Here is a 23,828-nt window from a genome sequence, read left to right as displayed (position 1 = left end):
CGCCCGGTGCGTCCGGCGCAGCCGGTTCGGCTCGGAGGCCCGTCCCGCGTCCGCCGCTTCGGTACGGCCCCGTCCCGTGGTGCGGCAGTGACCGTGCTCACCGTGATCGGGCTGCTGTTCGCCGTCCCGCTGGTCGCCCTGCTGCAGTTCACGTTCCGGCAGGGCACCGACGGCGGCCTGACCTTCGCGCACTGGGCAGCGATCGGCGACCCGGCCAACGCGTTCACCTACCAGCCCGTGTTCGACGGGCTCGGGGCGTCGCTGCTCATCGCCGTGATCACCGTCGGGATCGTGCTGCTCGTGCTGCTGCCCGCCCAGATCATCACCGCGCTCCGCTACCCGGGGCTCCGACGCATCCTGGAGTTCGTCTGCATCGTGCCGATCACCGTGCCCGTCGTGGTGCTCGTCGTCGGGTTCATCCCCGTGTACCAGGTCGTCTCGCAGGTCTTCGGCTCCGGCGCCTGGACGCTGGCGTTCGCGATCGGCATCGTCACGCTGCCGTTCGCGTTCCGCCCGATCGCCGCCGCCATCACCGCGATGGACCTGATCGTCCTGTCCGAGGCCGCCCGCTCACTCGGTGCCTCGTGGTGGACCGTCACCTGGCGCGTGCTCCTGCCGAACCTGCGCCGGGGCATCACCGCCGCGTGCTTCCTCACGATCACCGTGGTCCTCGGCGAGTACACCCTCGCCGCGTTCCTCTCCCGCAGCACGTTCCAGACCGGGCTCGTGCTCGTGCAGGGGACCGACCCGTACGTCGCCGCGATCTTCTCGGTCGCCGCGCTGGTGTTCGGCTTCGTGCTGCTCGTCCTCATCGGCCGCATCGGGACCCGTCGCACGGGCCGGGTCCGCCGCAGCCGCACCGCCCGTCGTCCCCGCACCCAGGAGTCCGTATGACCGTCACCGCTCCGGCAGCCCCGGCGTCCCTCGCCACCACCGGTGCCGTCGTCGAACTCCACGCCGTCGAGAAGCACTACGGCGCACACCGGGCGCTCGCGGGGCTGTCCCTCCGTGTCGAGCCGGGGGAGTTCGTGTCGCTGCTCGGCCCGTCCGGCTGCGGCAAGACGACGGCGCTCCGGGCGCTCGCGGGCCTCGAGGCGATCGACGCCGGCTCGATCCGCATCGACGGCCAGGACGTCGCCGACACCCCGGTCAACAAACGCGACATCGGCATGGTGTTCCAGCAGTACTCGCTGTTCCCGCACATGACGGTCCGGCAGAACGTCGCCTTCGGCCTCGAGATGCGCCGGGTCCCCGCCGCCGAACGCAGGAGCCGCGTGGTCGAGGCCCTCGACATGGTCCACCTCGGCGAGTTCGCCGAGCGCTACCCGCACCAGCTCTCCGGTGGGCAGCAGCAGCGCGTCGCCCTGGCCCGTGCCCTGGTCACCCGCCCGCGGGTGCTCCTGCTCGACGAGCCGCTGTCGGCCCTGGACGCGAAGGTCCGGGTCTCGCTGCGCGACGAGATCCGCCGCATCCAGAGCGACCTCGGCATCACCACGGTGTTCGTGACGCACGACCAAGAGGAAGCGCTCGCCGTCTCCGACCGGATCGCCGTGATGCAGGCGGGCGACATCGAGCAGATCGGCACGCCCGAGGAGCTCTACCGCACCCCGTCGTCGGCCTTCACCGCGGACTTCGTCGGTCAGTCGAACCGGCTGCAGGGCGACCTGCGCGGGGGCGACGTCTTCGTGTACGGGTTCCGGGTGCCGGCGCTCGACTCCTCGGCTCCGGACGGCCCGGTGCTCGCCTACGTCCGGCCGGAGGACATCGCGTTCGCCCCCGAGGGCATCACCGGCACCGTCGTCACCTCGAGCTTCCTCGGGTCGATCCGCCGCACCACCGTCCGCCTGGACGACGACACCGTCGTGACCGTCCAGCACGAGGTCGGCGATCGCCGGGCCACCGGCGACCCCGTCGCCGTGCGCCTGCTCGGCGCACCCGTGGCGGTCGCCCCGCTCGCGTAGTCGCGACGAGGTTTCGCGCTGAGCGACAGTCCACGCGCGGCCAGATGCGTGGACTGTCGCTGTGCCCGAAACGTCGGGGGACGCGGACGGGAGGCCCGTGGCGGCCTGGCACCGCGCCTCCAGGCCGGTGGGGTCAGCGCTGGAAGCGCGCCTCGCGCTCGTCCGCCAGCCCGGCCTCGACGCGTGCCCGCATGTTCTCGGACATGTCGGGCAGGGCGTCGAGCCGAGCCCAGAACGCCTCGGTGTTCTCGCCGTCGGCGGGGTTCGGCGTCCCGGAGACGTACCGACAGGCGAAGACCAGGTCGAGGTACTGCGACCGGTCGCCGTTCGGGTAGGTCATCTCGGGCAGCACCTGCACCCAGGCCAGGCGTTCGGCGACGGCGACGACGTCGGCTTCCTCGAGGACCTCGCGTTCGGCGGCGACGGCGGGTTCCTCGCCCGGGTCGACGATCCCGGTGACCGGCGTGTACGCGCCCGTGTCGGCCCGTCGCACCACGAGCAGTTCGCGCTCGGCGCCGGAGCCGCGCGTCACGATCGCGCTCACGCCCGACAGCCAGAGCGGCGCCGTGCCGATCTTCTCGCGCAGGGACAGGACGAAGTCGGGGGTCGGCATGCCTCCACGCTACCCACACGACCCCTGTCGCAGACTGGTCATGACCAGTAGGCTGGGCGTGTGGAGATCATCATCCTGCCCACGCCGGACGAGGTCGGTCGCGTCGCCGCGGCCAAGATCGCGTCCGTCGTCGCCAAGAAGCCGTCCGCCGTCATCGGTCTCGCCACCGGATCCAGCCCGCAGGGCATCTACACCGACCTGCAGCGCCGGGTGCAGGCGGGCGAGATCTCGTTCGCCGAGGCCCGTGGGTTCGCCCTCGACGAGTACGTCGGCATCCCGCTCGAGCACCCCGAGTCGTACGCTGCCGTGATCGCCCGCGACGTCGTGGCGCCCCTCGGCTTCGACGCGTCGCGCGTGCGGGTGCCGGACGGCCGTGCCGCCGACCTGGAGTTCGCGGCCAAGGAGTACGACGCCGCGATCCGTGCCGCGGGCGGGATCGACGTGCAGATCCTCGGCATCGGGGCCAACGGTCACATCGGGTTCAACGAGCCGACGTCGTCGTTCGCCTCGCGCACCCGCATCAAGACCCTCGCGCCGTCGACCCGTGACGCCAACGCGCGCTTCTTCGACTCGCCCGAGCAGGTCCCGACGCACTGCATGACGCAGGGGCTCGGCACCATCCTCGAGGCCCGCGAGCTTGTCCTCGTCGCCCAGGGCCCGTCGAAGGCGGCGGCCGTCGCCGCTGCGGTCGAGGGGCCGCTCAGCTCCTTCGTGCCCGGTTCGGCCCTGCAGCTGCACGAGCACGCGACCGTCGTCGTCGACGAGGAAGCCGCCGCCGGGCTGCAGCTCGCCGACTACTACCGCTACACGTACGCGAACAAGCCGGCCTGGCAGCGGTTCGAGTAGGCCGCCGCCGGCGTCTTCCGGCCCGATCCAGGCCCGGTGTCAGGCGCGCGCGGCTGCGGCGAGGCGGCTGAGCCCCTCGTCGAGGGTCTCCGCCGAGCACCCGAAGTTCAGCCGCGCGAAGCCCCGGCCCTGCCGTCCGAACGCCGGGCCGGAGCCGAGCGCCACCTTCGCCCGGTCGACGAGCTCCGCCGCGGGGTCGTCGCCCCACGGCAGCGCCCGCAGGTCGAGCCACGCCAGGTACGACGCCTGCGGCTGCCGGTACTCGGCGCCGGGCAGCACGTCGCCGATCCGCTCGGCCAGGGTGCGCCGGTTCGCCGCGAGCTCGGTGAGCAGTGATGCCAGCCACGGCTCGCCCTCACTGAAGGCCGCGACGCTCGCGGTGTAGCCGAGGATGCCGGTGCGCTCGACGACCTCGGTCGGCAGGCCGTCGAACCAGGCGCGTGCCCGCTCCGAGGCGCCGATCATCATCGCGCACTTCGTGCCGGCGAGGTTCCAAGCCTTGCTCGCACTCGTCAGGGCGACACCGAGCGATGCGGCCTCGGGGCAGGACTCCAGGAACGGCGTGAACACCGCGTCGGCGTGCACGAGCGGCGCGTGGATCTCGTCGGACACCACGACGGCGTCCCACTCGGCGGCCAGCTCCGCGAGTGCGACGAGCGATGCACGGTCGTGCACCAGGCCGAGGGGGTTGTGCGGGTTGCAGAGCAGCACCGTGCGGGCTCCGTCGGCGAACGCCTGCGCGAGGCCGTCCAGGTCCATCCGCCAGCCGGCCGTGGTGTCGAAGGGGTCGGCCGGGCCTGCGGGGGCGAGCAGCGGGACCTCGGTGACGGTGCCGCCGGCCTCGGACACGTACTCCCAGAACGGCGGGTACACGGGCGGCATGATGACCACCTGGTCGCCCGGCTCGATGACCCGGCGCAGCACCTCGACCGCAGCGACCGACACGTCCGTGGTGGTGCGGACCAGGTCGGGGTCGACCCGCCACGCCCACCGGCTCTCGGCGAAGTCGGCGAACGCCTCGGGCAGGGCCCGCCCGTGCCCGACGTACCCGGTGTCGCCGTTCGTCACCGCGGTGACCAGGGCGTCGCGGATCGGCTCGGCGAGCATGCTGTCCATCTCGGCGACGAACATGGGGAGCACGTCCGGCGGGTAGGCCGTGTACTTCTCGCTCGTGCGGGACCGGTACGCATCGAAGACGGACACCATGACGCTCATGCGCCCATCCTGACAGCGAGGCACGCGGGGCGCGAGGGTGGTGGTCAGGCCGGGCGGAGGCCCGCCAGCAGCACCTCGACGTAGCGCTCGGGGTCGTGCACCCGGGAGCCTCCCGCAACGGCGGCCGCCCGCGTGCCGCACAGCAGCCGTCGCAGGTCGTCCGCGTCGACGTCGGCACGTACGAGCCCCTCGGCCCGTGCCCGAGCGAGCAGTGCGTCGACGGACACCACCAGGTCTCCTGCGAGCGCAGCGGTGTCGGCGCACGAGAACCCGCCGTTCGTCAGCAGGTCGCCCAGGGCGGCATCGTCGACCATGCTCCGGAACGCAGCCGTCACGACCCCGCGGAGCGCGTCCCCGGTGTCCGGCACGGCGACGGCGACACGGACGAGGTCGAGCATGTCCTCGAGCGCGTCGATCGCGAGCGCCTCGAGCAGGTGCTGCTGCGACGGGAAGTGCCGGTAGGCGGTCCCGACACCCACACCGGCCTCGTGTGCGACGGCGTTCAGGAGCGGCTGCTCGCCGCGCTCGAGGAACGACCGGGCGACGTCGAGCAGCGCGGTCCGGTTGCGCTGCGCATCGGAACGCAGCGCTTCGGGACGGGCCATGGCGATCGTCATGCGGACACTCTATCCGGTTGTGCTAGCGTTCCGGATGGATCATCCGATTCGATACGGAGTGCGGACAGGAGACGACGATGGAACCATTCACGTGGGAGCCCGGACAGATGGCGGACCAGCACGGGCGGACGGTCGTGGTCACCGGTGCGACCGGTGGACTCGGTCTGGTGGTCGCGACCCGACTGGCCGCCGCCGGAGCGCGCGTCATCGCGGCGGTCCGTAACCCGGACAAGGCGGCTCGCGTCCTGCCCGCGGGTCTGGAGGCGCGGGTCGTCGACACCGCGTCGGTCGCCTCGGTCACGGCGTTCGCCCGGCAGCTCGCCGCGGACGGCATCGTCGTGGACGCCCTCGTCAACAACGCCGGCGCGACGCTCGGCGCGTTCGGGCTGACCGACGAGGGCATCGAACGCACCTGGGCCACCAACGTCGTTGGCCCGGCCGTGCTCGCCGACGCGATGCTCCCGGTGCTCGGTGGACCGTCACCCCGGGTCGTGCTCGTCGGGTCGAACCTGTCGCAGCGCACCCGCCGCGTGCCTGCACCGGGCGGGGTCGACGATGCGAGCGACTACTCCCAGCTCGCCGTGTACACCGACTCGAAGACGGCGGCGACGGCGCTCGCGGTCGACCTCGGCGAGCGGCTCCGCGCGGCCGGCTCGGACGTCCGCTCGGTCATCGCACACCCCGGCATCGCGGCGACGGGGATGAACGACCAGGCCGAGACCCTCGGGCAGCGCCTCGGTGGCCTGGTCGCCCGCAGCATGGCCCGGACCGCGGAGGACGGCGCTCGCTCGACGCTCTGGTCGGCCACCGCACCGGACGTCGCCGAGGGGGTGTTCGTCGGGCCGGCGCTGCGTCGGGGTGACCGGCGGCTGCACGTCGTCCCCGTCCGCGGGGCAGCCGCCGACCCGGGGTTCCGGCAGCGGGTCCGCACCTTCGTCGACGAGGTCGCAGCGCGCACGACGGCCTGATCACGTTCCGGTCGGCACCGTTCCGTGCGACACTCACCCGATGGTGGGGGTGGACGACGCAGCGCCGGACGACCCGGTGGGCGCGGAGTACGCGCGGCTCGAGCGGGAGCGCCGGAAGGGCCGCGGCGTCCGGGTCGAGCGCCGCGTCGCGCTCGCCGCGGTGCTGGTGCTCTGCGTCGTTCCCGTCGCGATGTTCGCCACGATCGTCTCGACACTGCGCCTGTTCGGGGACAACGTCGAGAGTCCCGGTGCGGTCCACACCTACGAGTTCCTGCTCGTCCTTGGACCCGTGGCCTGCTTCGTCGCCGTGCTCCTCGGCGTCCGGACGGGGCGCACCGGCGTCGTGGTGACCGCCGTCGTCATGGTGCCGATCGTGCTCGTGGCCGCCTACGTCCTCGCCGTCCCGCAGGGGCGCTGGAACCAGACGGAGCAGGACACCCGGCGTGATCGCGAGGCGCCGGCCTGTTACAGCGGCACCGACAGCTGCGCGGAGTACGGCGGCTGACCCCGAGCGGGCACCGGAGGGCGCCGGGCCCGTTGCCGAACCCGACGTGAACAGCGGGAGAGCGCTCGGTGACGAGATCGGACGTCCCCCGTCCGAGGGGGCTAACGTCACGAACGTGAACCGATCTCGCGTGCACCGTCGCCCGCTCGTCCGTCCGCTCCCGCTCGCCGCGGTGGCCACGATCGCCGCACTGCTGGGCACGGGGATCGTCGCCGCGCCGGCGGTGGGCTCGCCGTCGACGAAGGCCGAACGGACCGTGAGCGATCCGGCCCGGTACGTCGACCCCTTCGTCGGCACGAGCAACAACGGCAACACCTGGCCCGGGGCCACCGCACCGTTCGGCATGGTGCAGTGGAGTCCCACCGGGACCGCGGGCGACCAGACGTCGACCCCGGTCGCGAACGGCTACTCGTACGACGTGAACCGGCTGCGCGGCTTCAGCCTGACGCACCTGAACGGGGCCGGGTGTGCTCCGGGTGCTGCGGGAGACGTGCCGATCATGCCGGTCACGACCCCGGTCACGACCTCGCCGTCGGCCGACTCGAAGGACGCTGTCTACGCCGCCGGGTACTCCCACGACCAGGAGTCCGCGAGCCCCGGCCGCTACGGCGTCACGCTCGACAACGGCGTCCGCACCGACCTCGCCGTCACCACGCGCGCCGGCGTCGGCGCGTTCACGTTCCCGGCCGGCAAGGACGCGAACCTGCTGTTCCGCACGTCGAACTCGATCAACGGCAGCGAGGCCGCGATCACCCGCGTCGACCCCCGCACCCGCACGGTCAGCGGCAGCGTCCTGACGGGCGGCTTCTGCAGCCGCCGCGCGAACGGCGGCGGCGCCACCAACCCGGACCGCCGCAGCTACTACCGCCTGTACTTCACCGCGACCTTCGACACGGCGTTCGCGAGCACCGGCACCTGGAAGGACGGCACGGTCCAGCCTGGAGGCACGTCCTCCTCCGGTGGGGAGGGCTACCTGACCGGGGCCGACCGCGCCGGACGCGGCTCCGGCGCGTGGGTCGGGTTCGACGCGCGTCGCGGAGCGACGGTGCAGGCGAAGATCGGCATCTCGTACGTGAGCGCGGCCGGTGCGGTCGCCAACCGTGACGGCGAGGTGACCGGGCGCTCGACCGTCGCCAGCGTGGCGGCCGGCACACGGGCCTCCTGGAACCGTGAACTGTCGCGCCTGCGCGTCGGCGGCGGCACGGCGGACCGGACCACCCAGCTCTACACGTCGGTCTACCACGCACTCATGCAGCCGAACACGCTGAACGACCGCGACGGGCGCTACCTGGGCCCGGACCTGCGGGTGCACCGGATGGACCGCGGACACCGGGCCGTCTACGGCACGTACTCCGGGTGGGACCAGTACCGGGCGCAGATCCAGCTGCTGGCCTTGCTGCAGCCGGACGTCGCCGGGGACATGGCGCAGTCGATGCTGCGGTTCGCCGAGCAGAACGGCGGGGTGTGGGACCGGTGGCTGCACCTCGGCGCGCCGACGCACGTGATGACCGGCGACCCCTCGGCCGCGACGCTCGCCACCTGGTACGCCATGGGCGTCCGGAACTTCGACGTCCGGGCCGCCTACGCCTCGCTGAAACGCCAGGCGACGGTCGAGAACGCGGACGCCGAGAGCGACATCGGGTGCCCGGGGCAGTGCCTGGCGCAGCGGCCCGCACTCGACGAGTACCTGGAGCGGCAGTACGCGGCGAACGACGACTGCTCCTGCTGGGGCGGTGCTGCCGAGACCCTCGAGGACTCGATCTCCGACAGCGCGCTCGGGTACTGGGCGGGTTCCCTCGGACTTCGTTCCGACGCCCGGATGTTCGCCGAGAGGGGGAGCTACTGGAAGAACACCTTCAACGCCGCCGTCGGGTACCAGGCCGCGCGGCAGGCCGACGGCTCGTGGACGCCGGGCTGGTCGCCGTCGACGGGGACCGGGTTCGCGCAGGGCACCAGCGCGCAGTACACCTGGCTCGTGCCGCAGGACGTGCAGGGGCTGTCCAGTGCGCTCGGCGGTGACGACGCCGCGGTCGCACGGCTCGACGACTTCTTCCACGACGCCTCGGGCAACTGGGCGGTCACCGGTGGCGACGCCACGAAGTTCGACCCGACGAACGAGCCCGACATCCACACGCCGTGGATGTACAACGCCCTCGGCAAGCCCTGGAAGACGCAGGAGACCGTGCGGCAGGTCGTGGACGACGCCTACTCGACCGGCCCCGGCGGCCTGCCCGGCAACGACGACCTCGGCACGATGAGCGCCTGGTACGTCTTCGCCTCGATCGGCCTGTTCCCGCAGACGCCCGGCCGAGCGGACATGCTCATCGGCAGCCCGACGTTCAGCACGGTCGACATCCGGCGCTCGAGCGGGGAGCGGATCGTCATCCGGTCGACCGGGACCGAGCCGTACGTGCAGGGAGCCCGGTTGAACGGGCGGACGCTCGAGCGGTCGTGGGTGCCGGAGTGGTTCGTCACCCGGGGCGGCACGCTGTCGCTCCGGGTCGGGGAGACGGCGGACACGTCGTGGGCGAGCGGCGAGCGGGGGCGCCCGGTCGACCGCTGAACACGCGCTGCGCGGCTCAGCGCAGCTCGCGCCCGCCGCCCCAGACGTGCTGCACCTCGAGCGACGGCGACAGCGCCACGAGGTCCGCGGCGAACCCCGGAGCCAGCCGACCCAGGTGGTCGCCGAGCCCGAGCGCCGCGGCCGGCACGCTCGTCAGCGCCGCCACGGCCTCGGGCAGGGTCCGCCCGGCGAGCGAGACCGCGTTGCGGAGCGCCACGTCCTGCGTCAACGTTGACCCGGCGATGGTGTCGGTCCCCGCGACGTGCGCGACCCCGTCGGTCACCGTGACGTCGAGCGACCCGAGGCGGTACGAGCCGTCCGCAGCGCCGGCGGCACCCATCGCGTCGGTGATGAGCGCCACACGACCCGGCGTCGCCCGGAAGAGCGTGTCCGCCACGACCGGGTGCACGTGCACGGCGTCCAGGATGAGCTCGAGCGTCACGCGGTCGTCCGCCACGGCAGCGCCGATCGGCCCCGGTGCGCGGTGGTGCAGCCCGGGCATCGCGTTGCACGCATGGGTCAGGATCGTCGCCCCGGCGTCGAAGGCGGCGCGGGCCTGGTCGTACGTGCAGACCGTGTGGCCGACGGCGACCGTGACGCCGGCCTCGACGAACCGGCGGACGGCGTCGAGGGCTCCGGGCAGCTCGGGCGCGATCGTGACCTGTCGGATGACGCCCTCGCCCGCTCCGAGCAGCGCGTCGACCGCGGCGGGCGTCGGGTCGATCAGGAACGACTCGTTGTGCGCACCCTTGTTGTGCGGGGACAGGAACGGTCCCTCCAGGTGCACACCGAGCACGAGCGGGTCGGTCGCCATCACGGCGCGGACGCGGGTCAGCGACGCCGCGAGGGCGGGGACCGGGTTCGCGACGAGCGACAGGACGGAGCGGGTCGTGCCGTGCGAACGGTGCATCGCGAGCGAACGGTCGAACGAGTCGTCCTCGTACGCCTCGGTCGCCCCGCCGTGCCCGTGCAGGTCCACGAAGCCGGGCGTCAGGACCGCGTCGCCCAGGTCGACGACCCGGTCGGCCGCGGGGGCCTCGGGGCCGGAACCGGTCGCGTGGATCGTGTCGCCGACGACCAGGACCCAGCCGTCGGCCGTGGTGCCGGCCGTGTCGACGACGCGGGCTGCGCGGACCAGCGTGCGCTGGGCCTCCTGGCCGGTCTGGAGGCCCGTGGTGCTCATGCGGTCTCCTTGCGGAACGCGATCAGGCCGCTCAGGGCGGCGATCACGATGAAGACGATCCCGACGACCGGGTGCCCGATGGAGATCCAGGTCGCGCCTGCGGCGACGACCAGGGCGACCTCGACGATGGTCTTGCCGACGATGTCGGTCTCGATCGGGGACCGCGGCGACCGGAAGAAGTACCAGACGACCGCGGCGAACAGCGGGGCACCGACCATGAACAGGTAGCCGGGGAGCGGGAGCTGCCACGACCAGTAGCCCCAGAAGGCCAGGGACAGCAGGCCGAACACCATCACGGCGATCCGCAGGACCATCCAGGCCTCGAACCGCCGTCGCGGCTGCCGGACGGCGGCCGGGTCGGGAACCGATTCCCAGTCGACGGGGGACTGCGGGGCGTTGGTCATGGTGCTGCCTACTTGAAGATGATGGTGCGGGCGCCGTCGAGCAGGACGCGGTCCTCCGCGATCCAGCGCACCGCCTGGGTGAGCGTGCGGGACTCCTCGTCCTGCCCGATGGACACCAGCTCGGCCGGTTCCTTGGTGTGGTCGACGCGGACGACGTTCTGCTCGATGATCGGGCCCTCGTCGAGGTCGCTCGTCACGAAGTGCGCGGTCGCACCGATGAGCTTCACCCCGCGGGCGTGCGCCTGCCGGTACGGGTTCGCGCCCTTGAAGCCGGGCAGGAACGAGTGGTGGATGTTCACGGCACGGCCCTCGAGCGCGGCGCAGAGCTCGGGCGACAGGATCTGCATGTAGCGGGCGAGGACCACGAGCTCGATGTCGTGCTCCTCCACCGCCTGCAGCACGCGTCGCTCCATCTGCTCCTTCGACTCGGCGTCGGTGACCGGGCGGTGCTCGAACGGCACGGAGTAGAACGCGGCGAGCTCGGACAGGTCCGCATGGTTCGACAGCACGAGGGGGACCTCGATCGGCAGCTGTCCGCCGCGCTGCCGGTAGAGCAGGTCGTTCAGGCAGTGGCCCGCCTTCGACACCAGCACGAGGGTGCGCAGCGGACGACCGACGACGTCGAGCTGGACGCGGGCGTCGTAGCGGGCGGCGACGGGGGCGAGCGCTGCCTCGAAGGCGGCGCGGTCCACCGGCGCCATCACCTGCAGGCGCATGAAGAACGTGTTCGTGTCGGCGCTGGAGAACTGCTGCGACTCGGTGATGTTGCCCTGGGCGGCGACGATCGCTCCGGAGACGGCGTGCACGATCCCGGGCTGGTCGTCGCAGACGAGCGTCAGGGTCCAGTGCGTGGGGGTCGGGTCGGTCACCGGATCAGGGTACCGGCCGCGGGAGATGTGCTTCGTGAGCAGGAACGGTCGAGTGGGCAGCGGTGACCCGACCCTTCCTGCTCACGAAGCGTCAGACGCAGCGGCGGTGGCGTCGGGCGCACGCGCAGGGGCCGGTGCGTCGGCGTCACGCAGGCGACGGTCGGCCAGGGTCAGCACGGTCAGGAGCACCGCGACGCCGAGGATCACCCACGCCAGCACGTGCAGGTCCGGCGTCGTCGGGGCCTGGCCGAACACGCCGCCGATCAGCGAGGACGCAGCAATCGCCCCGATGTACACCGCGGTGCGGGACAGCCCGGCCGCGGTGCCGATGTACTCCGCGGGGACGAGCCGGTACAGCGCCGCCTGGTTCGACACCGACGCCAGCGCCTGCGGCACCCCGAACAGCGCCGGGGTCAGGGCGAGCAGGACGACGGGCGACCCGGTGTGCAGGAAGAGCAGGAGCACACCGCCGAGGATCGGCACCAGCGCGGCGACGACGAGTGGCCCGCGGATCGCGGTCTTCCGTGCGACGACGAACGAGGCCACCCCGGCGACGATCGCGGCCGGCAGCTGGATGTACCCGGCGACGTCGCTCGGGTAACCCGCGACGTCCTGCACCCACTGCGAGAACCCGTAGGTCATCGTGTAGGCGAGCAGGTACGTCAGGAACAGGCGGCCGTACGTGCGGGACAGCGCGCCGTTCCGGGCGAGCAGCCGCACGTCGACGAACGGTCGCACGGCCCGGAGCTCCCACGCCACGAGGGCGACGAGCAGCACGAGCGCCACCGCGAGCAGCCACCACAGCCCGGCGGACAGGTCGAGCAGGAAGACGAGCAGCGCCGAGACGGTCCCGGTCATCAGCACCATGCCGAGCGGGTCGAGCGCCTGCAGCACCGGCAGGTCGGCGTCGTCGCGCGGACGCAGCCGGTCGGACGGCAGCCAGAGCGTCGCCACGACGATGCCGAACACCGCGAGCGGCACGTTCACCAGGAAGATCGCGTGCCAGCCGAACGCGGCGATGAGCGCCCCGCCGAGCGGTGGGCCGGCGGCGGCGGACACGAGCGACGTGATCGACAGCGCCCCGAGCACGAGCGGCGGCGTCGGCTTCCCGATCCGGGCGGAGTGCTGCCGGAGCGTGGTGAGCGCCGCCGGGTAGGCCGACGACGTCCCGATGCCGATGAGCACCCGGGCGAACACAGCGCCGCCGAACCCGGTCAGGACCTCGGGCACCACCCCGGCCATCCCGACGATGACGAGCCCGGTCAGGAACACCTTCTTCGGGCCGAACCGGTCGGCGAGCTTGCCCATCGTGGGCTGCGCGATCGCACTCGCCAGGTACAGGGCCGCGACGAGCCAGATCGCCTGCGCCGCACCGATGCCCAGGTCGCGGGAGATCGGGGTGAGGGCGACCGACACCATCGTGGTGTTGATCGGGTTGAGCAGGGGCCCGACGAGCACCGGGATGAGGAGCTTCGGACCGAAGCCGCTGGCCGTGGTCGTGTCGGGGGTCGTGGTGGTGGTGGACGTGAGAGCGCTTCTTCCGGTTGCAGGACTGGGCGAGGGGTGCGGGTCAGGGATCGACGATCGGCCCGAGCAGGTCCATCGCCCGCGCGACGACGCGGCGGTCCGCTTCGGGCAGGGTCGCGAGCCGCTCGGCGAGCTCGTGGTTCCGCGCGGCCCAGGCGGTCTGGCGCGCGTCCCGGCCGGCCGCCGTCGCGCTGACGATCGACCGCCTGCCGTCCGTCGGGTCGGCTTGCCGCTCGGCCAGACCGAGGTCGACCAGGGCCTGGACGGTCGCGCCCATCGACTGCGGTCGGACACCCTCGGCTCTGGCCAGGTCGGCGATGGTGGCCGGCCCGTGCCGCAGGAGGCGTCCGAGGGCGGCGGTCTGCGACGCCGTGACGTCGTCCGACTTCGAGGCCAGCAGCGACCGCCGCAGTCGCCCGTGCATCGTCAGCACGGCGTCGGCCAGGTCGGTCGGGTCGGTCTCCGGTGCGTCGGTCACGCCCCGGAGGCTAGTCCGTCACCAGCCCACCTTGCAAGTTTGCCTTCCGATACCGGTCAGGGAACGGCGGAACCGACGTCGCCCGCGTCCGGCTCGAGCAGCGGGAGCAGGGTCGCCGAGATCGGCTCCGCGCCGTCGCCGAACCACGCGTTGCTCGCCCGGACGATCGGGTGGGCGCGTGCCAGCAGCGCCTCGCCCTGGTCGGTCAGTCGCATCCGGGAGGCCCGTCCGCGGCCCGGTGCAGCACCCCGCTCCACGAGTCCCCGCGTCGAGAGCCCCCCGACGAGCGTCGTCATGCTCTGCGGTCGGACGCCGACCGCCCGCGCCAGGTCGGCCTGGCTGAGCTCGCCGGCCGCTGCGAGCTGGATGAGCGCCCCGAACTCGACGGGTGTCAGCCCGAGCGGCGCCAGCTCGGCCGCGAGTCGGCGGGAGAGCGTCCGTGCGGCCCGGATCACCGTCCAGGCCACGATGCCGTCGACGTCGTCACGCGGGGCTGGGAGTTCCTGGGGCACGGGGTGATCGTACCGACGTACGTTCACGTATCAGGAAACTGATACCAGGACGGGTCAGTGGGACGGGAGCAGACATGGGCGAGATCGTGGCGGTCACCGGCGTGACCGGGGACGTCGGGGGCAAGACGGCGGAGCTGCTGCGGGCGGCAGGGGTGACGGTGCGAGCCGTCGTCCGACGACCCGAGCAGGTCGACGCGCTCCGGGCGCGGGGCATCGACGGCCGCCTGGCCGACCTGGAGGACGAGGACGCGCTCACCGCGGCGCTCGACGGGGTCGACCGGTTCTTCCTCGTGACGCCGGTCAGCCAGCGGCAGCGTGAGCAGGGCACCACCGGCGTCCGTGCGGCGCAGCGGGCCGGGGTCGGCCGGATCGTGCAGCTGTCGGGCGGGGACGCCGCCGAGCACTCCCCGATGTCGTGGGCGAGCGCCGCCTGGCACATCGACCGGATGGTGCGCGAGAGCGGGCTGGCGTGGACGATCCTGCACCCCTCGTCGTTCATGACGAACGTGCAGCCCTCGGCGCCCGCGATCCGACGGGGGTGGTTCCCGCACACCACGGGCCGCGGGGTGATCGGCTGGATCGACACCGAGGACATCGCCCGGACCGCCGCCCGGGTGCTGACGGAGGACGGCCACGACGGCACCGAACCGGTGCTCACCGGGCCGGACCTGCTCGACGCGCGGGGTGTCGCCGCCGCGCTCACCGCAGGGCTCGGCCGACCCGTGCGCGCCCTGCACCTGCCGAGCCGGGTCTACGCCGGTGTGCTGCGCCTGAGCGGGGTGCCCGCCTGGCAGGCCGAGGGGCTCCGGCAGCAGTTCGGCCGGGTCGTCCGACGCGGCCTCGACGGCGTCGACGTGATGAGCGACGACGTCCTGCGCATCTCCGGCACCGCACCCCGGAGCCTGACCGACTGGGCGCGAGCCCACCGCGACGACCTGCTGGGGTGACCGGTCGCGCCGGAGGTGATCCGGGCCTCCAGGCCGTGGGCAGTCAGCGCGACGTGAGCGTGACGACCAGGTGCTCCTGCACGTAGCCGAGCCAGTCGTAGACGTCGCGCAGGCCGACGCCCGCGTCGGCCTCGACGGAGCGCTCCTCGTCGTCGACGTCCTCGATGCCCAGCCGGTCGGCGATCGTCAGCCGCAGGTCGGTGAGGGTGCGGAGCCACGCCTGCTCGTCCTCGGCGTCGAGCGAACCGTCGCGGGTGCCCGTCAGCCAGTCGTGCACGATCGAGGCGTTCGTCGTCTTCTGCGTGAGCAGGTCGGACTGCGTGTACTTCCGGAACTCCGCGCTCGCCTCGTCGTCACCGGGGTAGGCGTCCGGGAACATCCGCTCGCTGATCGGATCGGTGGACAGGTCGCCGCCGAGCACCTGCCGCAGCTGTTCGGTGAGCGAGGCGAGCAGGTCGCGCTCGCCGGAGGACAGGCCGAGGTGGACGCCGTCGGCGCGGCGGACGAACGGGATCACGCTTCGGGGGCCTTGTCGACGGTCGCCTGCAGCCCGTAGCCGTGCATGGACTGCACGTGGGCCTCCATCGATTCGCGCGGACCCGACGCCACGATCGCCCGACCGTCGTCGTTCACCTGGTGCATGAGCCGCTCGGCCTGCTCGCGCGAGAACCCGAAGTGCCGCTGGAAGACGTAGGTGACGTACGACATCAGGTTCACCGGGTCGTCCCACACCACCGTGACCCACGGGGTGTCCGCCCGCGCACTGGTCCGTTCGTCCGTGGTGGTCCGTTCGTCCACGTCGGGCGAGAGCAGCGTCATGCATCCAGGGTGACACAGGGCGGGGTCCCTCGGTACGATCGTCAGGTCGCGACTGGCGTTGGATGGGTCACCATCGGGGAGCGACAAAGACACGGTGCGCGGCCGTACGCCTGGGCTGCACCGACCGACCGTCCGAGTGCGACCAGCTGGTCGTCCGCACACCGTAGGAGTCCCGTGTCCATTGCCGATCTGCCCCCGTTCGTCTCCGACTCGGCCGAGGTGGCCGAGCAGGCCGCCGCCCGCGCCGCGTTCAACGCGCCGCTCACCGAGGTCGACCCCGAGATCGCCGCCGTCCTGCAGCAGGAGCTCGGCCGCCAGCGCGACACCCTCGAGATGATCGCGTCCGAGAACTTCGTGCCGCGCGCCGTGCTCGAGTCGCAGGGCTCCGTGCTCACCAACAAGTACGCCGAGGGCTACCCGGGCAAGCGCTACTACGGCGGCTGCGAGTACGTCGACGTCGCCGAGCAGCTCGCCATCGACCGTGCCAAGGCGCTCTTCGGTGCCGAGTACGCGAACGTGCAGCCGCACTCCGGCGCGACGGCGAACGCGGCCGTCCTGCACGCCATCGCCTCGGCCGGCGACACCATCCTCGGCCTCGAGCTCGCGCACGGCGGGCACCTGACCCACGGCATGAAGCTCAACTTCTCCGGCCGCATCTACAACGCCGTGGCGTACGGCGTCGACCCCGAGACGTTCGAGGTCGACTACGACGACATCCGCGCGAAGGCCATCGAGCACCAGCCGAAGGTCCTGATCGCCGGTTGGTCCGCCTACCCGCGCCAGCTCGACTTCGCGAAGTTCCGCGAGATCGCGGACGAGGTCGGCGCGAAGCTCTGGGTCGACATGGCGCACTTCGCCGGCCTCGTCGCCGCCGGTCTGCACCCGTCCCCGGTCCCGCACGCCCACGTCGTCTCGTCGACGGTCCACAAGACCCTGGGCGGCCCCCGCTCGGGCATCATCCTGTCGAACGACGAGACCCTGTTCAAGAAGCTGAACTCCGCGGTCTTCCCTGGCCAGCAGGGCGGCCCGCTCATGCACGTGATCGCCGCGAAGGCCACCGCGTTCCTGCTCGCCGGCACCCCGGAGTTCAAGGACCGTCAGGAGCGCACGATCCGTGGCGCCCAGGCTCTCGCCGCCCGCCTGACCGCCGACGACGCCAAGGCGGCGGGCATCGACGTGCTCACCGGCGGCACCGACGTGCACCTGGTGCTGGTCGACCTGCGCGCGTCCGAGGTCGACGGCAAGCAGGCCGAGGACCTGCTGCACGAGGTCGGCATCACCGTGAACCGCAACTCCGTGCCGTTCGACCCGCGCCCGCCGATGGTCACCTCGGGTGTCCGCATCGGCACCTCGGCGCTGGCGACCCGCGGCTTCGGCGACGCCGAGTTCACCGAGGTGGCCGACATCATCGCGCTGGCCCTCATGCCGAACCCGGACGTCGCAGCGCTCTCGGCCCGCGTGAAGGTCCTGACCGACGCGTTCCCGCTCTACGCGTGAGCGGTTCGGTCAGCGCGGCGCTCCCGCGCGAGCTCTGGGCCGGTGAAGGGAGTGCCGTCCGCATCGACGGCACCGCCCTCGCCGCCCGGACGCTCGACGAACTCCGGGGCCGGATCGACCGCCTGCACGAGCACGGCATCCGTCCGGGCCTCGGCACGATCATGGTCGGCTCGAACCCCGGCTCGATGTCCTACGTCGCGGGCAAGCACCGCGACTCGGCGTCGATCGGGCTCGACTCGCACCGCATCGACCTGCCCGAGACGGCGTCCGCTGCCGACATCCGGGCCGCGATCCTGCAGATGAACGACGACCCCCGGGTCACCGCGTTCATCGTGCAGCTCCCGCTGCCGCACGGCATCGACCCGACGCCGATGCTCGAGCTGATGGACCCGGCGAAGGACGCCGACGGCCTGCACCCGACGAACCTCGGCGAGCTGGTGCTCGCCGTGCCCGGTGGTGCCGGCACGATCGACGCACCGCTGCCGTGCACCCCTCGGGGCATCGTCGCGATGCTCGACGCGTACGAGATCCCGATCCGTGGTGCGCACGTCACGATCATCGGGCAGGGGCTGACCGTCGGACGGCCGCTCGGTCTGCTGCTCACGCGGCTCGAGGCGACCGCGACCCTGACGCACTCGCTGACCGCCGACGTCGCCGCGGAGTGCCGTCGTGCCGACATCATCGTCGCCGCGGCCGGGGTCGCCGGGCTCGTCAAGCCCGACTGGGTGCAGCCCGGTGCCGCCGTCATCGACGTGGGGATCACCCGCGTGGTCAACGAGGAGACCGGCAAGGCGAAGCTGCACGGCGACGTCGACCCCGCGGTCGCATCGGTCGCGGGCTTCCTGTCGCCGACTCCCGGTGGTGTCGGGCCGATGACCCGCGCGATGCTCATGAAGAACGTCGTCGAGGCCGCCGAGCGCCAGCTGTCGTAGCGCGCGGGGCGTCGCGTGCGGCGTGCCGGTCGCGTGCTGACGGAGTGCAGCAATGGTCGGGTGGCGTCATCGCACCCGACCATTGCTGCTCACGAAGTGCACTCCGCCGGTGCTACGGTCGCGGCATGGGGGACGAACGACTGCAGACGGCGCCGGTGATGCGCCCCCGGCCCGAGCCGTCGCAACTGACAAAGGACGCCCGGTGGCTGATCGTCATCGTGGCGCTCTGCGTGCTGTTCCAGGCTCCGGGGTCGACCTGGTCGATGACACTCGCGCACGCCGGCCAGGAGTACACGTTCACGTCGGGCCCCTGGTTCGGGTGGACGCTCGCGACGGTGGGGTTCGCGGTCGCCGGGTTCGTCGTCGCGATCGCCCGCCGTGGTGCAGCCCGCTTCGACGAGCACACCGTGATGGGCCTGACCCTGGCTGCCGTGCTCGGGACGACCGTCGTGGTGTGGCTGCTCATGCCGGCGCAGACCGCGTGGGTGGAGTGGGCCGTGGAGCACGGTCGGACGCACCCGTTCGTGCTCGGGAACGTCGTGGAGTACGTCCGGTACGCGGACTACCTCGGCTGAGTAGGCGGACGCGCGCGGTCGGGCGGTCGGGGTGCTGCCGTTCTTTCGCGCTGAGCGACAGCCCACGGGCTGATCGCCGCGTGAGCTGTCGCTGAGCGCGAAACGTCGAGCGCCCGAGCGCCCGCGCGCGCCGCGCCGTCAGTCGCGCCGGGCGCCCTGCGCGGCGTGCACCGTGAACACGTTCGGCTCGCGGTACCCGGCGTCGGCGAAGGCAGCGGTGACGGCGGCGGTGATCGCCCCGCGCGACTCCTGGTCGACCAACGCGATCGCCGCGCCGCCGAATCCACCCCCGGTCATGCGGGCACCGACGGCACCGCGCTCGACCGCCGTGGCGACGGCCAGGTCGAGCTCCGGCACGGAGATCTCGAAGTCGTCGCGCATCGACTCGTGCGACGCGACGAGCAGGGAACCGATCCCCCGGGGGCCCTGTTCGCGCAGCGTGCGGACGGTGTCGAGGACGCGCTGGTCCTCGGTCACGATGTGCCGAACGCGGCGGAAGGTCTCGTCGTCCAGGAGCTCCTGCGCACGAGGGAGGTCCTCGACGCTGACGTCACGCAGCGCTTCGACACCGAGCACCCGCGCACCCTTCTCGCACGAGGCCCGACGAGCCGCGTAGCCACCGGTCGCGTGGGCGTGCTCGACGCGGGTGTCGATGACCAGGACCTCGAGCCCGTTCGCCTCGAGCGCCAGGTCGACGACGGCGGTGTCGAGCGTGCGGCAGTCGAGGAACACGACGGCGTCCTGCTCGCCGAGCAGCGAGGCGGACTGGTCCATGATCCCGGTGGGGGCACCGACGGCGTGGTTCTCCGAGTACTGCCCGACGCGCGCCAGGGTCTTCCGGTCGAGGCCGAGTTCCCACAGGTCGTTGAACGCCAGCGCGACACCGCACTCGATCGCCGCACTGGACGACAGGCCCGCACCGACCGGGACGTCGGACTCGATGAAGACGTCGAACCCGGTCTTGTCGCCCAGATCGGCACCGGCCTGCTCGCGCAGGGCCCAGGCGATACCGAGGACGTAGGCCGACCAGCCGCTCATGGCCTCGGGCGACAGGTCGTCGAGGGACAGCGCCACCGGCTCGCTCGTGGCGTCGAAGGCGGAGGCGACGCGGATCGTCCGGTCGTCGCGCTGCGCGATGGAGGCGGTGGTGCGACGGTCGATCGCGAAGGGCAGCACGTACCCGTCGTTGTAGTCGGTGTGCTCACCGATCAGGTTGACGCGACCCGGGGCGGAGTACCGCACCGTCGGCTCGTACCCGTAGACCTGCTGGAACGTCATGCGCGCTCGACTCCCTGTCGGATGAACTCGGCCGCCTTCTCGGGCACGAGGTCCCCGATCCAGGCGCCCATGGCGGCTTCGCTGCCGGCCAGGAACTTCAACTTGTCCGCCGCACGTCGCGGCGAGGTGATCTGCAGCATCAGCCGCACGGTGTCGCGGGCGGTGTGCACCGGTGCCTGGTGCCACGCGGCGATGTACGGCGTCGGGTCGCCGTAGAGCGCGTCGAGCCCACGGGTGAGCCGGAGGTGCATGTGCGCCAGCTCGTCCTTCTCGGCGTCGGTCAGGCCGGCGAAGTCGGGGACGTGACGGTGCGGCAGCATGTGGATCTCGATGGGCCAGCGCGCGGCGAACGGGACGAAGGCGGTGAAGTGCTCGCCGGCGAGGACGACCCGCTCGGAACCCCGCTCGTTCGCCAGGTGCTGCTCGAACAGGTCCGGGCCGAACCGTTCGATGCTCGCGAGCAGTCGCTGGGTGCGCGGGGTGATGTACGGGTACGAGTAGATCTGTCCGTGCGGGTGGTGCAGCGTGACGCCGATCGCCTCGCCCCGGTTCTCGAAGGGGAACACCTGCTGGATGCCCGGCATCGCGGAGAGTGCGGCGGTGCGGTCGGCCCAGGCTTCGACGACGGTGCGGGCACGCGACTCGGAGATGGAGGCGAAGGACCCGGAGGTCTCGGGCGAGAAGCACACGACCTCGCACCGGCCGACCGAGCGGAGCTGGCGGTTCAGGCCGACGTCGCTCAGGGACTCGAGCGACTCGGGAGCGTCATCGGCTTCGAGCAGCGGGCCGAACGACGGCGACCGGTTCTCGAACACGGCGACGTCGTAGCGGCTCGGGATCTCGGACGGGTTGGCCGGGCCCTGGGGCGCGAGCGGGTCCTGGTCGGCCGGCGGCAGGAACACCCGGTTCTGCCGGGACGCCGCGATCGACACCCACTCGCCCGTCAGGACGTCCTGCCGCATCCGCGCCGTCTCGGGCCGCGGGTCGAGCACGCGCTCGTCGATGCTGCGTTCTGCGGGCAGCGTCGAGTCGGCGTCGTCGAAGTAGAAGAGGTCGCGGCCGTCCGCGAGCTTCGTCACGCGCTTGGTGATCACCGGAACAGCCTAGCGCCGATCCGAAGCGTTGCGAAGGACATCGGAAGCAAGCGAAACTGTCCACATGACGGACGCCGACCTCTCCTTCCTCGCCGGCGCGCTGCCCGCGCCCCTGCGGCAGGACCGCATCGTCGCGATCGTCGACGGCGCCCCGGGCATGGTCCGGACGGCCGCGTTGGCCGCGTCCCTCGGCACCAGCGAGGTGACGGTCCGCCAGGACCTCGCCGTCCTCGACCAGGAGGCCCGGATCCGCCGGGTGCACGGTGGTGCGGTCCGCCTCGGGGCCGGGTCCACCGAGCGCCCCTTCGAGGAGACCGCCGTCGAGCACCAGGTGGCCAAGGCGGCCATCGGCCGTGCGGCAGCGGCGCTGGTGCGCCCGGGGGAGTGCGTCGCCCTCGACGTCGGCACCACGCCCGCCGCCGTCGCCGAGGCGCTCGTGGCGCGCACCGAACTCACCGGCGTCACCGTCGTCACGAACTCCCTCACCACGGCGCTCGCGCTCGAGCGAGCCGTCCCGCGCTTCACCGTGATCGTCACCGGCGGCACCCTCCGACCCCTGCAGCACTCACTCGTCGCGCCCTTCAACGGTGCGGTCCTGCCGATGATCGCCGCCGACCTCGTGTTCCTCGGTGGCACCGGCCTCGACGTCGACCACGGCCTGACGAACGTGAACCTGCCGGAGACCGAGGCCAAGCGGATGCTCGCGGGGACGGCCCGGCGTACCGTCGTGGTCGCGGACGGGTCGAAGTTCGGCCGGGCCCACATCGGGGTCGTCCGCGCGCTCGAGGACATCGACGTCGTCGTCACCGCCGAGGCCGACGCCGCCGCGGTCGCCACGATCCGGGCGGCCGGTGCCCAGGTGATCGTCGCCGACGGCGAGCAGCACACCGAACCAGCCGGAAGGAAGAACACCCCATGACCGCAGCACCCACGGGTGGCCAGTACCGCCTCCACCACGCCGGGCCCGACGGGGTCGTCGAAGCCGTGGTCACCGAGGTCGCCGCGGGCATCCGCGAACTCCGCGTCGCCGGCTTCGACATCACCGAGCCGTTCCCCGTGACCGAGCAGCCGCCGGGGGCGAACGGGATCGTCCTGGCACCCTGGCCGAACCGTGTCGCCGGTGGGGTGTGGGAGCTCGACGGCAAACGGCAGCAACTCGACGTCTCGGAGCCGAAGTACGGCAACGCGTCGCACGGACTGCTCCGGTTCGCCCCGTACCGGGTGGTCTCGCAGACCGAGACGTCGATCCAGCAAGAGGCGACGATCCACCCGCAGCACGGGTGGCCCTTCACCCTCGAGACGCGCGTGCTGCACGAACTCGTCGACGACGGCATCCGCGTCACGCACGAGGTCACGAACCGTTCGGGCGTCCGTGCACCCTTCGCGATCGGTGCGCACCCGTACCTGCGCGCCGGTGACACCCCCGCCGACGACCTGGTCGTCACGCTCGACGCCGCGACCGCGTTCACCGTCGACGAGCAGAAGGTGCCGAACGGTTCGGTGCCGGTCGAGGGCACGCCCTACGACCTGCGCCAGGGGCGGCGGGCCGGGGACTCGGACCTCGACACCGCGTACAAGGACGTCACCCCGGACGCCGAGGGGATCCGCCGGACGACGATGCACGGGCCCGAGGGCGACGGGGTCGAGCTCTGGCAGGACGCCTCGTTCCCCTACGTGCAGGTCTTCACGTCGCGCGAGTACCCGCGTGGCGACGGGAAGGGCCTGGCGGTCGCGGTCGAACCGATGACGGCACCCGCCAACACCCTGAACTCGGGCGAGGGCCTGCGCTGGCTCGAGCCGGACGAGACCTGGACCGGTTCGTGGGGGATCCGCCGCGTCTGGTCCTGAGGACTCCGGTCGGCGCGCACCGCTGACACGACGAAGGCCCCGCCGGGTGTCCGGCGGGGCCTTCGTCGTTCGTGTCGGGAGCCGGGCGTCAGCCGCGGCGCATCCGGAGCGCCTCGACCGCGAGGGACTCGGTCGCGTACCGGCCGACCTCGTGCGCCCATGCCGGGTCGTCGCCACGGAGCGCGATGAAGTCCTTGCGCTGCCGGCAGACGTAGCCGAGCACGGCGGTGGCCGTGGCGACCTCGATGAAGTCCTTGCGGATGTGGCGGGTCGTGACCTGGGCGTTGCGGCGGAGCGTGTCGAGCAGGAGCTCGTTGCTCATCGTCGTGTTGGTCGCTGCTGCGAGCTCGACGATGCGGCGCGCGTCACCGGTGGTGCTGGTCTGCGTGGCTTCGATGGGCTCGATCACGGTGTACCCCGTTCGTTCGTGGTGGTGCTGTGTTGCAGGATCCGTCGATCGGATCCGGGAACGACAATATCGGCGCTATGCCAACAATCCGCTGAGGGCGGGCTGGGCTGTGCAGGGGATCCGCCATGAGCCAGCTGAGGAGGACTTGTACCCCGGTGCCGCGGCCCC

At 72.3% G+C, this 23,828-nt stretch carries 26 protein-coding genes and 1 riboswitch; of the genes, 12 read left to right on the top strand and 14 right to left on the bottom strand.

Annotation, left to right across the window (positions count from 1 at the left end; translation table 11 throughout):
• Nucleotides 1-87 precede the first annotated feature (87 nt).
• Complete coding sequence (locus ABRP24_RS01825) at nt 88-894, top strand: ABC transporter permease (protein ID WP_371836702.1); 807 nt, start codon at nt 88-90, stop codon at nt 892-894.
• Nucleotides 891-1,961, top strand: coding sequence for an ABC transporter ATP-binding protein (locus ABRP24_RS01820; RefSeq protein WP_071245369.1), 1,071 nt, complete (start codon nt 891-893; stop codon nt 1,959-1,961). Before ABRP24_RS01825 ends, ABRP24_RS01820 begins: the two co-directional genes overlap by 4 nt.
• A gap of 133 nt (nt 1,962-2,094) precedes the next feature.
• Here the strand turns inward: ABRP24_RS01820 and ABRP24_RS01815 are convergent, their stop codons facing one another.
• Nucleotides 2,095-2,574: an NUDIX domain-containing protein gene (locus ABRP24_RS01815; protein ID WP_027466654.1), complete on the bottom strand. Its 480-nt coding sequence runs from the start codon at nt 2,572-2,574 to the stop codon at nt 2,095-2,097.
• 60 nt (nt 2,575-2,634) lie between these two features.
• Here ABRP24_RS01815 and nagB point away from each other — a divergent pair, with 60 nt between their 5' ends.
• Nucleotides 2,635-3,420 (top strand): glucosamine-6-phosphate deaminase, encoded by a 786-nt coding sequence (nagB, locus tag ABRP24_RS01810; protein WP_173032839.1) that lies wholly within the window; start codon nt 2,635-2,637, stop codon nt 3,418-3,420.
• Nucleotides 3,421-3,459: 39 nt separating this feature from the next.
• Here nagB and ABRP24_RS01805 read toward each other — a convergent pair whose 3' ends face one another.
• Nucleotides 3,460-4,635 (bottom strand): MalY/PatB family protein, encoded by a 1,176-nt coding sequence (locus ABRP24_RS01805; protein WP_301581842.1) that lies wholly within the window; start codon nt 4,633-4,635, stop codon nt 3,460-3,462.
• 44 nt (nt 4,636-4,679) lie between these two features.
• Nucleotides 4,680-5,252 (bottom strand): helix-turn-helix domain-containing protein, encoded by a 573-nt coding sequence (locus tag ABRP24_RS01800; RefSeq protein ID WP_349847707.1) that lies wholly within the window; start codon nt 5,250-5,252, stop codon nt 4,680-4,682.
• A 77-nt stretch (nt 5,253-5,329) separates the two neighbouring features.
• Here ABRP24_RS01800 and ABRP24_RS01795 point away from each other — a divergent pair, with 77 nt between their 5' ends.
• From ABRP24_RS01795 to ABRP24_RS01785, 3 genes are all read left to right on the top strand, one after another.
• A complete protein-coding gene (locus ABRP24_RS01795; protein ID WP_349847708.1) occupies nt 5,330-6,220 on the top strand; it encodes an SDR family NAD(P)-dependent oxidoreductase in 891 nt (296 codons plus the stop codon).
• 40 nt (nt 6,221-6,260) lie between these two features.
• Nucleotides 6,261-6,725, top strand: a complete 465-nt coding sequence (locus ABRP24_RS01790; protein ID WP_349847709.1) for a hypothetical protein — start codon at nt 6,261-6,263, stop codon at nt 6,723-6,725.
• 115 nt (nt 6,726-6,840) lie between these two features.
• A complete protein-coding gene (locus ABRP24_RS01785; protein ID WP_349847710.1) occupies nt 6,841-9,288 on the top strand; it encodes a GH92 family glycosyl hydrolase in 2,448 nt (815 codons plus the stop codon).
• Between the two features lie 16 nt (nt 9,289-9,304).
• Here the strand turns inward: ABRP24_RS01785 and nagA are convergent, their stop codons facing one another.
• The 6 genes from nagA to ABRP24_RS01755 form a co-directional block, all read right to left on the bottom strand.
• Nucleotides 9,305-10,471, bottom strand: coding sequence for an N-acetylglucosamine-6-phosphate deacetylase (nagA, locus tag ABRP24_RS01780; protein WP_349847711.1), 1,167 nt, complete (start codon nt 10,469-10,471; stop codon nt 9,305-9,307).
• Nucleotides 10,468-10,875, bottom strand: a complete 408-nt coding sequence (locus ABRP24_RS01775; RefSeq protein WP_051596981.1) for a YrdB family protein — start codon at nt 10,873-10,875, stop codon at nt 10,468-10,470. The genes nagA and ABRP24_RS01775 overlap by 4 nt, the downstream gene beginning before the upstream one ends.
• Before the next feature lie 8 nt (nt 10,876-10,883).
• A complete protein-coding gene (gene purU / locus ABRP24_RS01770; RefSeq protein WP_110861849.1) occupies nt 10,884-11,744 on the bottom strand; it encodes a formyltetrahydrofolate deformylase in 861 nt (286 codons plus the stop codon).
• 81 nt (nt 11,745-11,825) lie between these two features.
• Entirely contained in the window at nt 11,826-13,202 is a 1,377-nt protein-coding gene (locus ABRP24_RS01765) for an MFS transporter (RefSeq protein WP_349847712.1), read from the bottom strand.
• Between the two features lie 112 nt (nt 13,203-13,314).
• Nucleotides 13,315-13,749 (bottom strand): MarR family winged helix-turn-helix transcriptional regulator, encoded by a 435-nt coding sequence (locus ABRP24_RS01760; RefSeq protein ID WP_027466646.1) that lies wholly within the window; start codon nt 13,747-13,749, stop codon nt 13,315-13,317.
• A gap of 56 nt (nt 13,750-13,805) precedes the next feature.
• On the bottom strand, nt 13,806-14,261 hold the full coding sequence (locus tag ABRP24_RS01755) for a MarR family winged helix-turn-helix transcriptional regulator (protein ID WP_071245353.1): 456 nt from the start codon (nt 14,259-14,261) through the stop codon (nt 13,806-13,808).
• A 74-nt stretch (nt 14,262-14,335) separates the two neighbouring features.
• Between ABRP24_RS01755 and ABRP24_RS01750 the strand changes: the two genes are divergently transcribed.
• The gene (locus ABRP24_RS01750) at nt 14,336-15,208 is read left to right on the top strand and encodes an NAD(P)H-binding protein (protein WP_349847713.1); all 873 of its coding nucleotides are present in this window, start codon (nt 14,336-14,338) and stop codon (nt 15,206-15,208) included.
• Nucleotides 15,209-15,251: 43 nt separating this feature from the next.
• On the opposite strand, the gene ABRP24_RS01745 is transcribed toward ABRP24_RS01750, so the two are convergent.
• Together ABRP24_RS01745 and clpS are read right to left on the bottom strand one after the other, a co-directional pair.
• A complete protein-coding gene (locus ABRP24_RS01745) occupies nt 15,252-15,725 on the bottom strand; it encodes a DUF2017 family protein (protein WP_232749233.1) in 474 nt (157 codons plus the stop codon).
• Complete coding sequence (clpS, locus tag ABRP24_RS01740; RefSeq protein WP_071245350.1) at nt 15,722-16,027, bottom strand: ATP-dependent Clp protease adapter ClpS; 306 nt, start codon at nt 16,025-16,027, stop codon at nt 15,722-15,724. The genes ABRP24_RS01745 and clpS overlap by 4 nt, the downstream gene beginning before the upstream one ends.
• Nucleotides 16,028-16,065: 38 nt before the next feature.
• A riboswitch (ZMP/ZTP riboswitch) is annotated at nt 16,066-16,150 on the top strand.
• Between the two features lie 96 nt (nt 16,151-16,246).
• Here clpS and glyA point away from each other — a divergent pair.
• From glyA to ABRP24_RS01725, 3 genes are all read left to right on the top strand, one after another.
• On the top strand, nt 16,247-17,524 hold the full coding sequence (glyA, locus tag ABRP24_RS01735; RefSeq protein WP_349847798.1) for a serine hydroxymethyltransferase: 1,278 nt from the start codon (nt 16,247-16,249) through the stop codon (nt 17,522-17,524).
• On the top strand, nt 17,521-18,456 hold the full coding sequence (locus tag ABRP24_RS01730) for a tetrahydrofolate dehydrogenase/cyclohydrolase catalytic domain-containing protein (protein WP_176709460.1): 936 nt from the start codon (nt 17,521-17,523) through the stop codon (nt 18,454-18,456). Before glyA ends, ABRP24_RS01730 begins: the two co-directional genes overlap by 4 nt.
• A gap of 125 nt (nt 18,457-18,581) precedes the next feature.
• On the top strand, nt 18,582-19,031 hold the full coding sequence (locus ABRP24_RS01725; protein ID WP_027466641.1) for a hypothetical protein: 450 nt from the start codon (nt 18,582-18,584) through the stop codon (nt 19,029-19,031).
• A gap of 138 nt (nt 19,032-19,169) precedes the next feature.
• On the opposite strand, the gene galK is transcribed toward ABRP24_RS01725, so the two are convergent.
• Together galK and galT are read right to left on the bottom strand one after the other, a co-directional pair.
• Entirely contained in the window at nt 19,170-20,309 is a 1,140-nt protein-coding gene (galK, locus tag ABRP24_RS01720; RefSeq protein ID WP_349847714.1) for a galactokinase, read from the bottom strand.
• On the bottom strand, nt 20,306-21,403 hold the full coding sequence (gene galT, locus ABRP24_RS01715; protein WP_349847715.1) for a galactose-1-phosphate uridylyltransferase: 1,098 nt from the start codon (nt 21,401-21,403) through the stop codon (nt 20,306-20,308). The genes galK and galT overlap by 4 nt, the downstream gene beginning before the upstream one ends.
• 64 nt (nt 21,404-21,467) lie before the next feature.
• Here galT and ABRP24_RS01710 point away from each other — a divergent pair, with 64 nt between their 5' ends.
• Together ABRP24_RS01710 and ABRP24_RS01705 are read left to right on the top strand one after the other, a co-directional pair.
• Nucleotides 21,468-22,322, top strand: a complete 855-nt coding sequence (locus tag ABRP24_RS01710; RefSeq protein WP_232749235.1) for a DeoR/GlpR family DNA-binding transcription regulator — start codon at nt 21,468-21,470, stop codon at nt 22,320-22,322.
• Entirely contained in the window at nt 22,319-23,251 is a 933-nt protein-coding gene (locus ABRP24_RS01705) for an aldose 1-epimerase family protein (RefSeq protein ID WP_349847716.1), read from the top strand. Before ABRP24_RS01710 ends, ABRP24_RS01705 begins: the two co-directional genes overlap by 4 nt.
• A gap of 88 nt (nt 23,252-23,339) precedes the next feature.
• Here ABRP24_RS01705 and ABRP24_RS01700 read toward each other — a convergent pair whose 3' ends face one another.
• On the bottom strand, nt 23,340-23,660 hold the full coding sequence (locus tag ABRP24_RS01700; RefSeq protein ID WP_027466636.1) for a hypothetical protein: 321 nt from the start codon (nt 23,658-23,660) through the stop codon (nt 23,340-23,342).
• Between the last annotated feature and the right edge of the window lie 168 nt (nt 23,661-23,828).

Source organism: Curtobacterium sp. WHRI 8282 (assembly GCF_040223925.2).
Lineage (GTDB): Bacteria > Actinomycetota > Actinomycetes > Actinomycetales > Microbacteriaceae > Curtobacterium > Curtobacterium flaccumfaciens.
This window is presented reverse-complemented; position numbering and strand designations above follow the sequence as displayed.

Excerpts from the sequence above, each read along its gene's own strand:
- ABRP24_RS01820 (WP_071245369.1), top strand. The coding sequence starts at position 891 with ATGACCGTCACCGCTCCGGCAGCCCCGGCGTCCCTCGCCACCACCGGT.
- ABRP24_RS01815 (WP_027466654.1), bottom strand. The coding sequence starts at position 2,574 with ATGCCGACCCCCGACTTCGTCCTGTCCCTGCGCGAGAAGATCGGCACG.
- ABRP24_RS01805 (WP_301581842.1), bottom strand. The coding sequence starts at position 4,635 with ATGAGCGTCATGGTGTCCGTCTTCGATGCGTACCGGTCCCGCACGAGC.
- ABRP24_RS01800 (WP_349847707.1), bottom strand. The coding sequence starts at position 5,252 with ATGACGATCGCCATGGCCCGTCCCGAAGCGCTGCGTTCCGATGCGCAG.
- ABRP24_RS01795 (WP_349847708.1), top strand. The coding sequence starts at position 5,330 with ATGGAACCATTCACGTGGGAGCCCGGACAGATGGCGGACCAGCACGGG.
- ABRP24_RS01790 (WP_349847709.1), top strand. The coding sequence starts at position 6,261 with ATGGTGGGGGTGGACGACGCAGCGCCGGACGACCCGGTGGGCGCGGAG.
- nagA (WP_349847711.1), bottom strand. The coding sequence starts at position 10,471 with ATGAGCACCACGGGCCTCCAGACCGGCCAGGAGGCCCAGCGCACGCTG.
- ABRP24_RS01775 (WP_051596981.1), bottom strand. The coding sequence starts at position 10,875 with ATGACCAACGCCCCGCAGTCCCCCGTCGACTGGGAATCGGTTCCCGAC.
- ABRP24_RS01750 (WP_349847713.1), top strand. The coding sequence starts at position 14,336 with ATGGGCGAGATCGTGGCGGTCACCGGCGTGACCGGGGACGTCGGGGGC.
- clpS (WP_071245350.1), bottom strand. The coding sequence starts at position 16,027 with ATGACGCTGCTCTCGCCCGACGTGGACGAACGGACCACCACGGACGAA.
- ABRP24_RS01725 (WP_027466641.1), top strand. The coding sequence starts at position 18,582 with ATGGGGGACGAACGACTGCAGACGGCGCCGGTGATGCGCCCCCGGCCC.
- galK (WP_349847714.1), bottom strand. The coding sequence starts at position 20,309 with ATGACGTTCCAGCAGGTCTACGGGTACGAGCCGACGGTGCGGTACTCC.
- ABRP24_RS01710 (WP_232749235.1), top strand. The coding sequence starts at position 21,468 with ATGACGGACGCCGACCTCTCCTTCCTCGCCGGCGCGCTGCCCGCGCCC.
- ABRP24_RS01705 (WP_349847716.1), top strand. The coding sequence starts at position 22,319 with ATGACCGCAGCACCCACGGGTGGCCAGTACCGCCTCCACCACGCCGGG.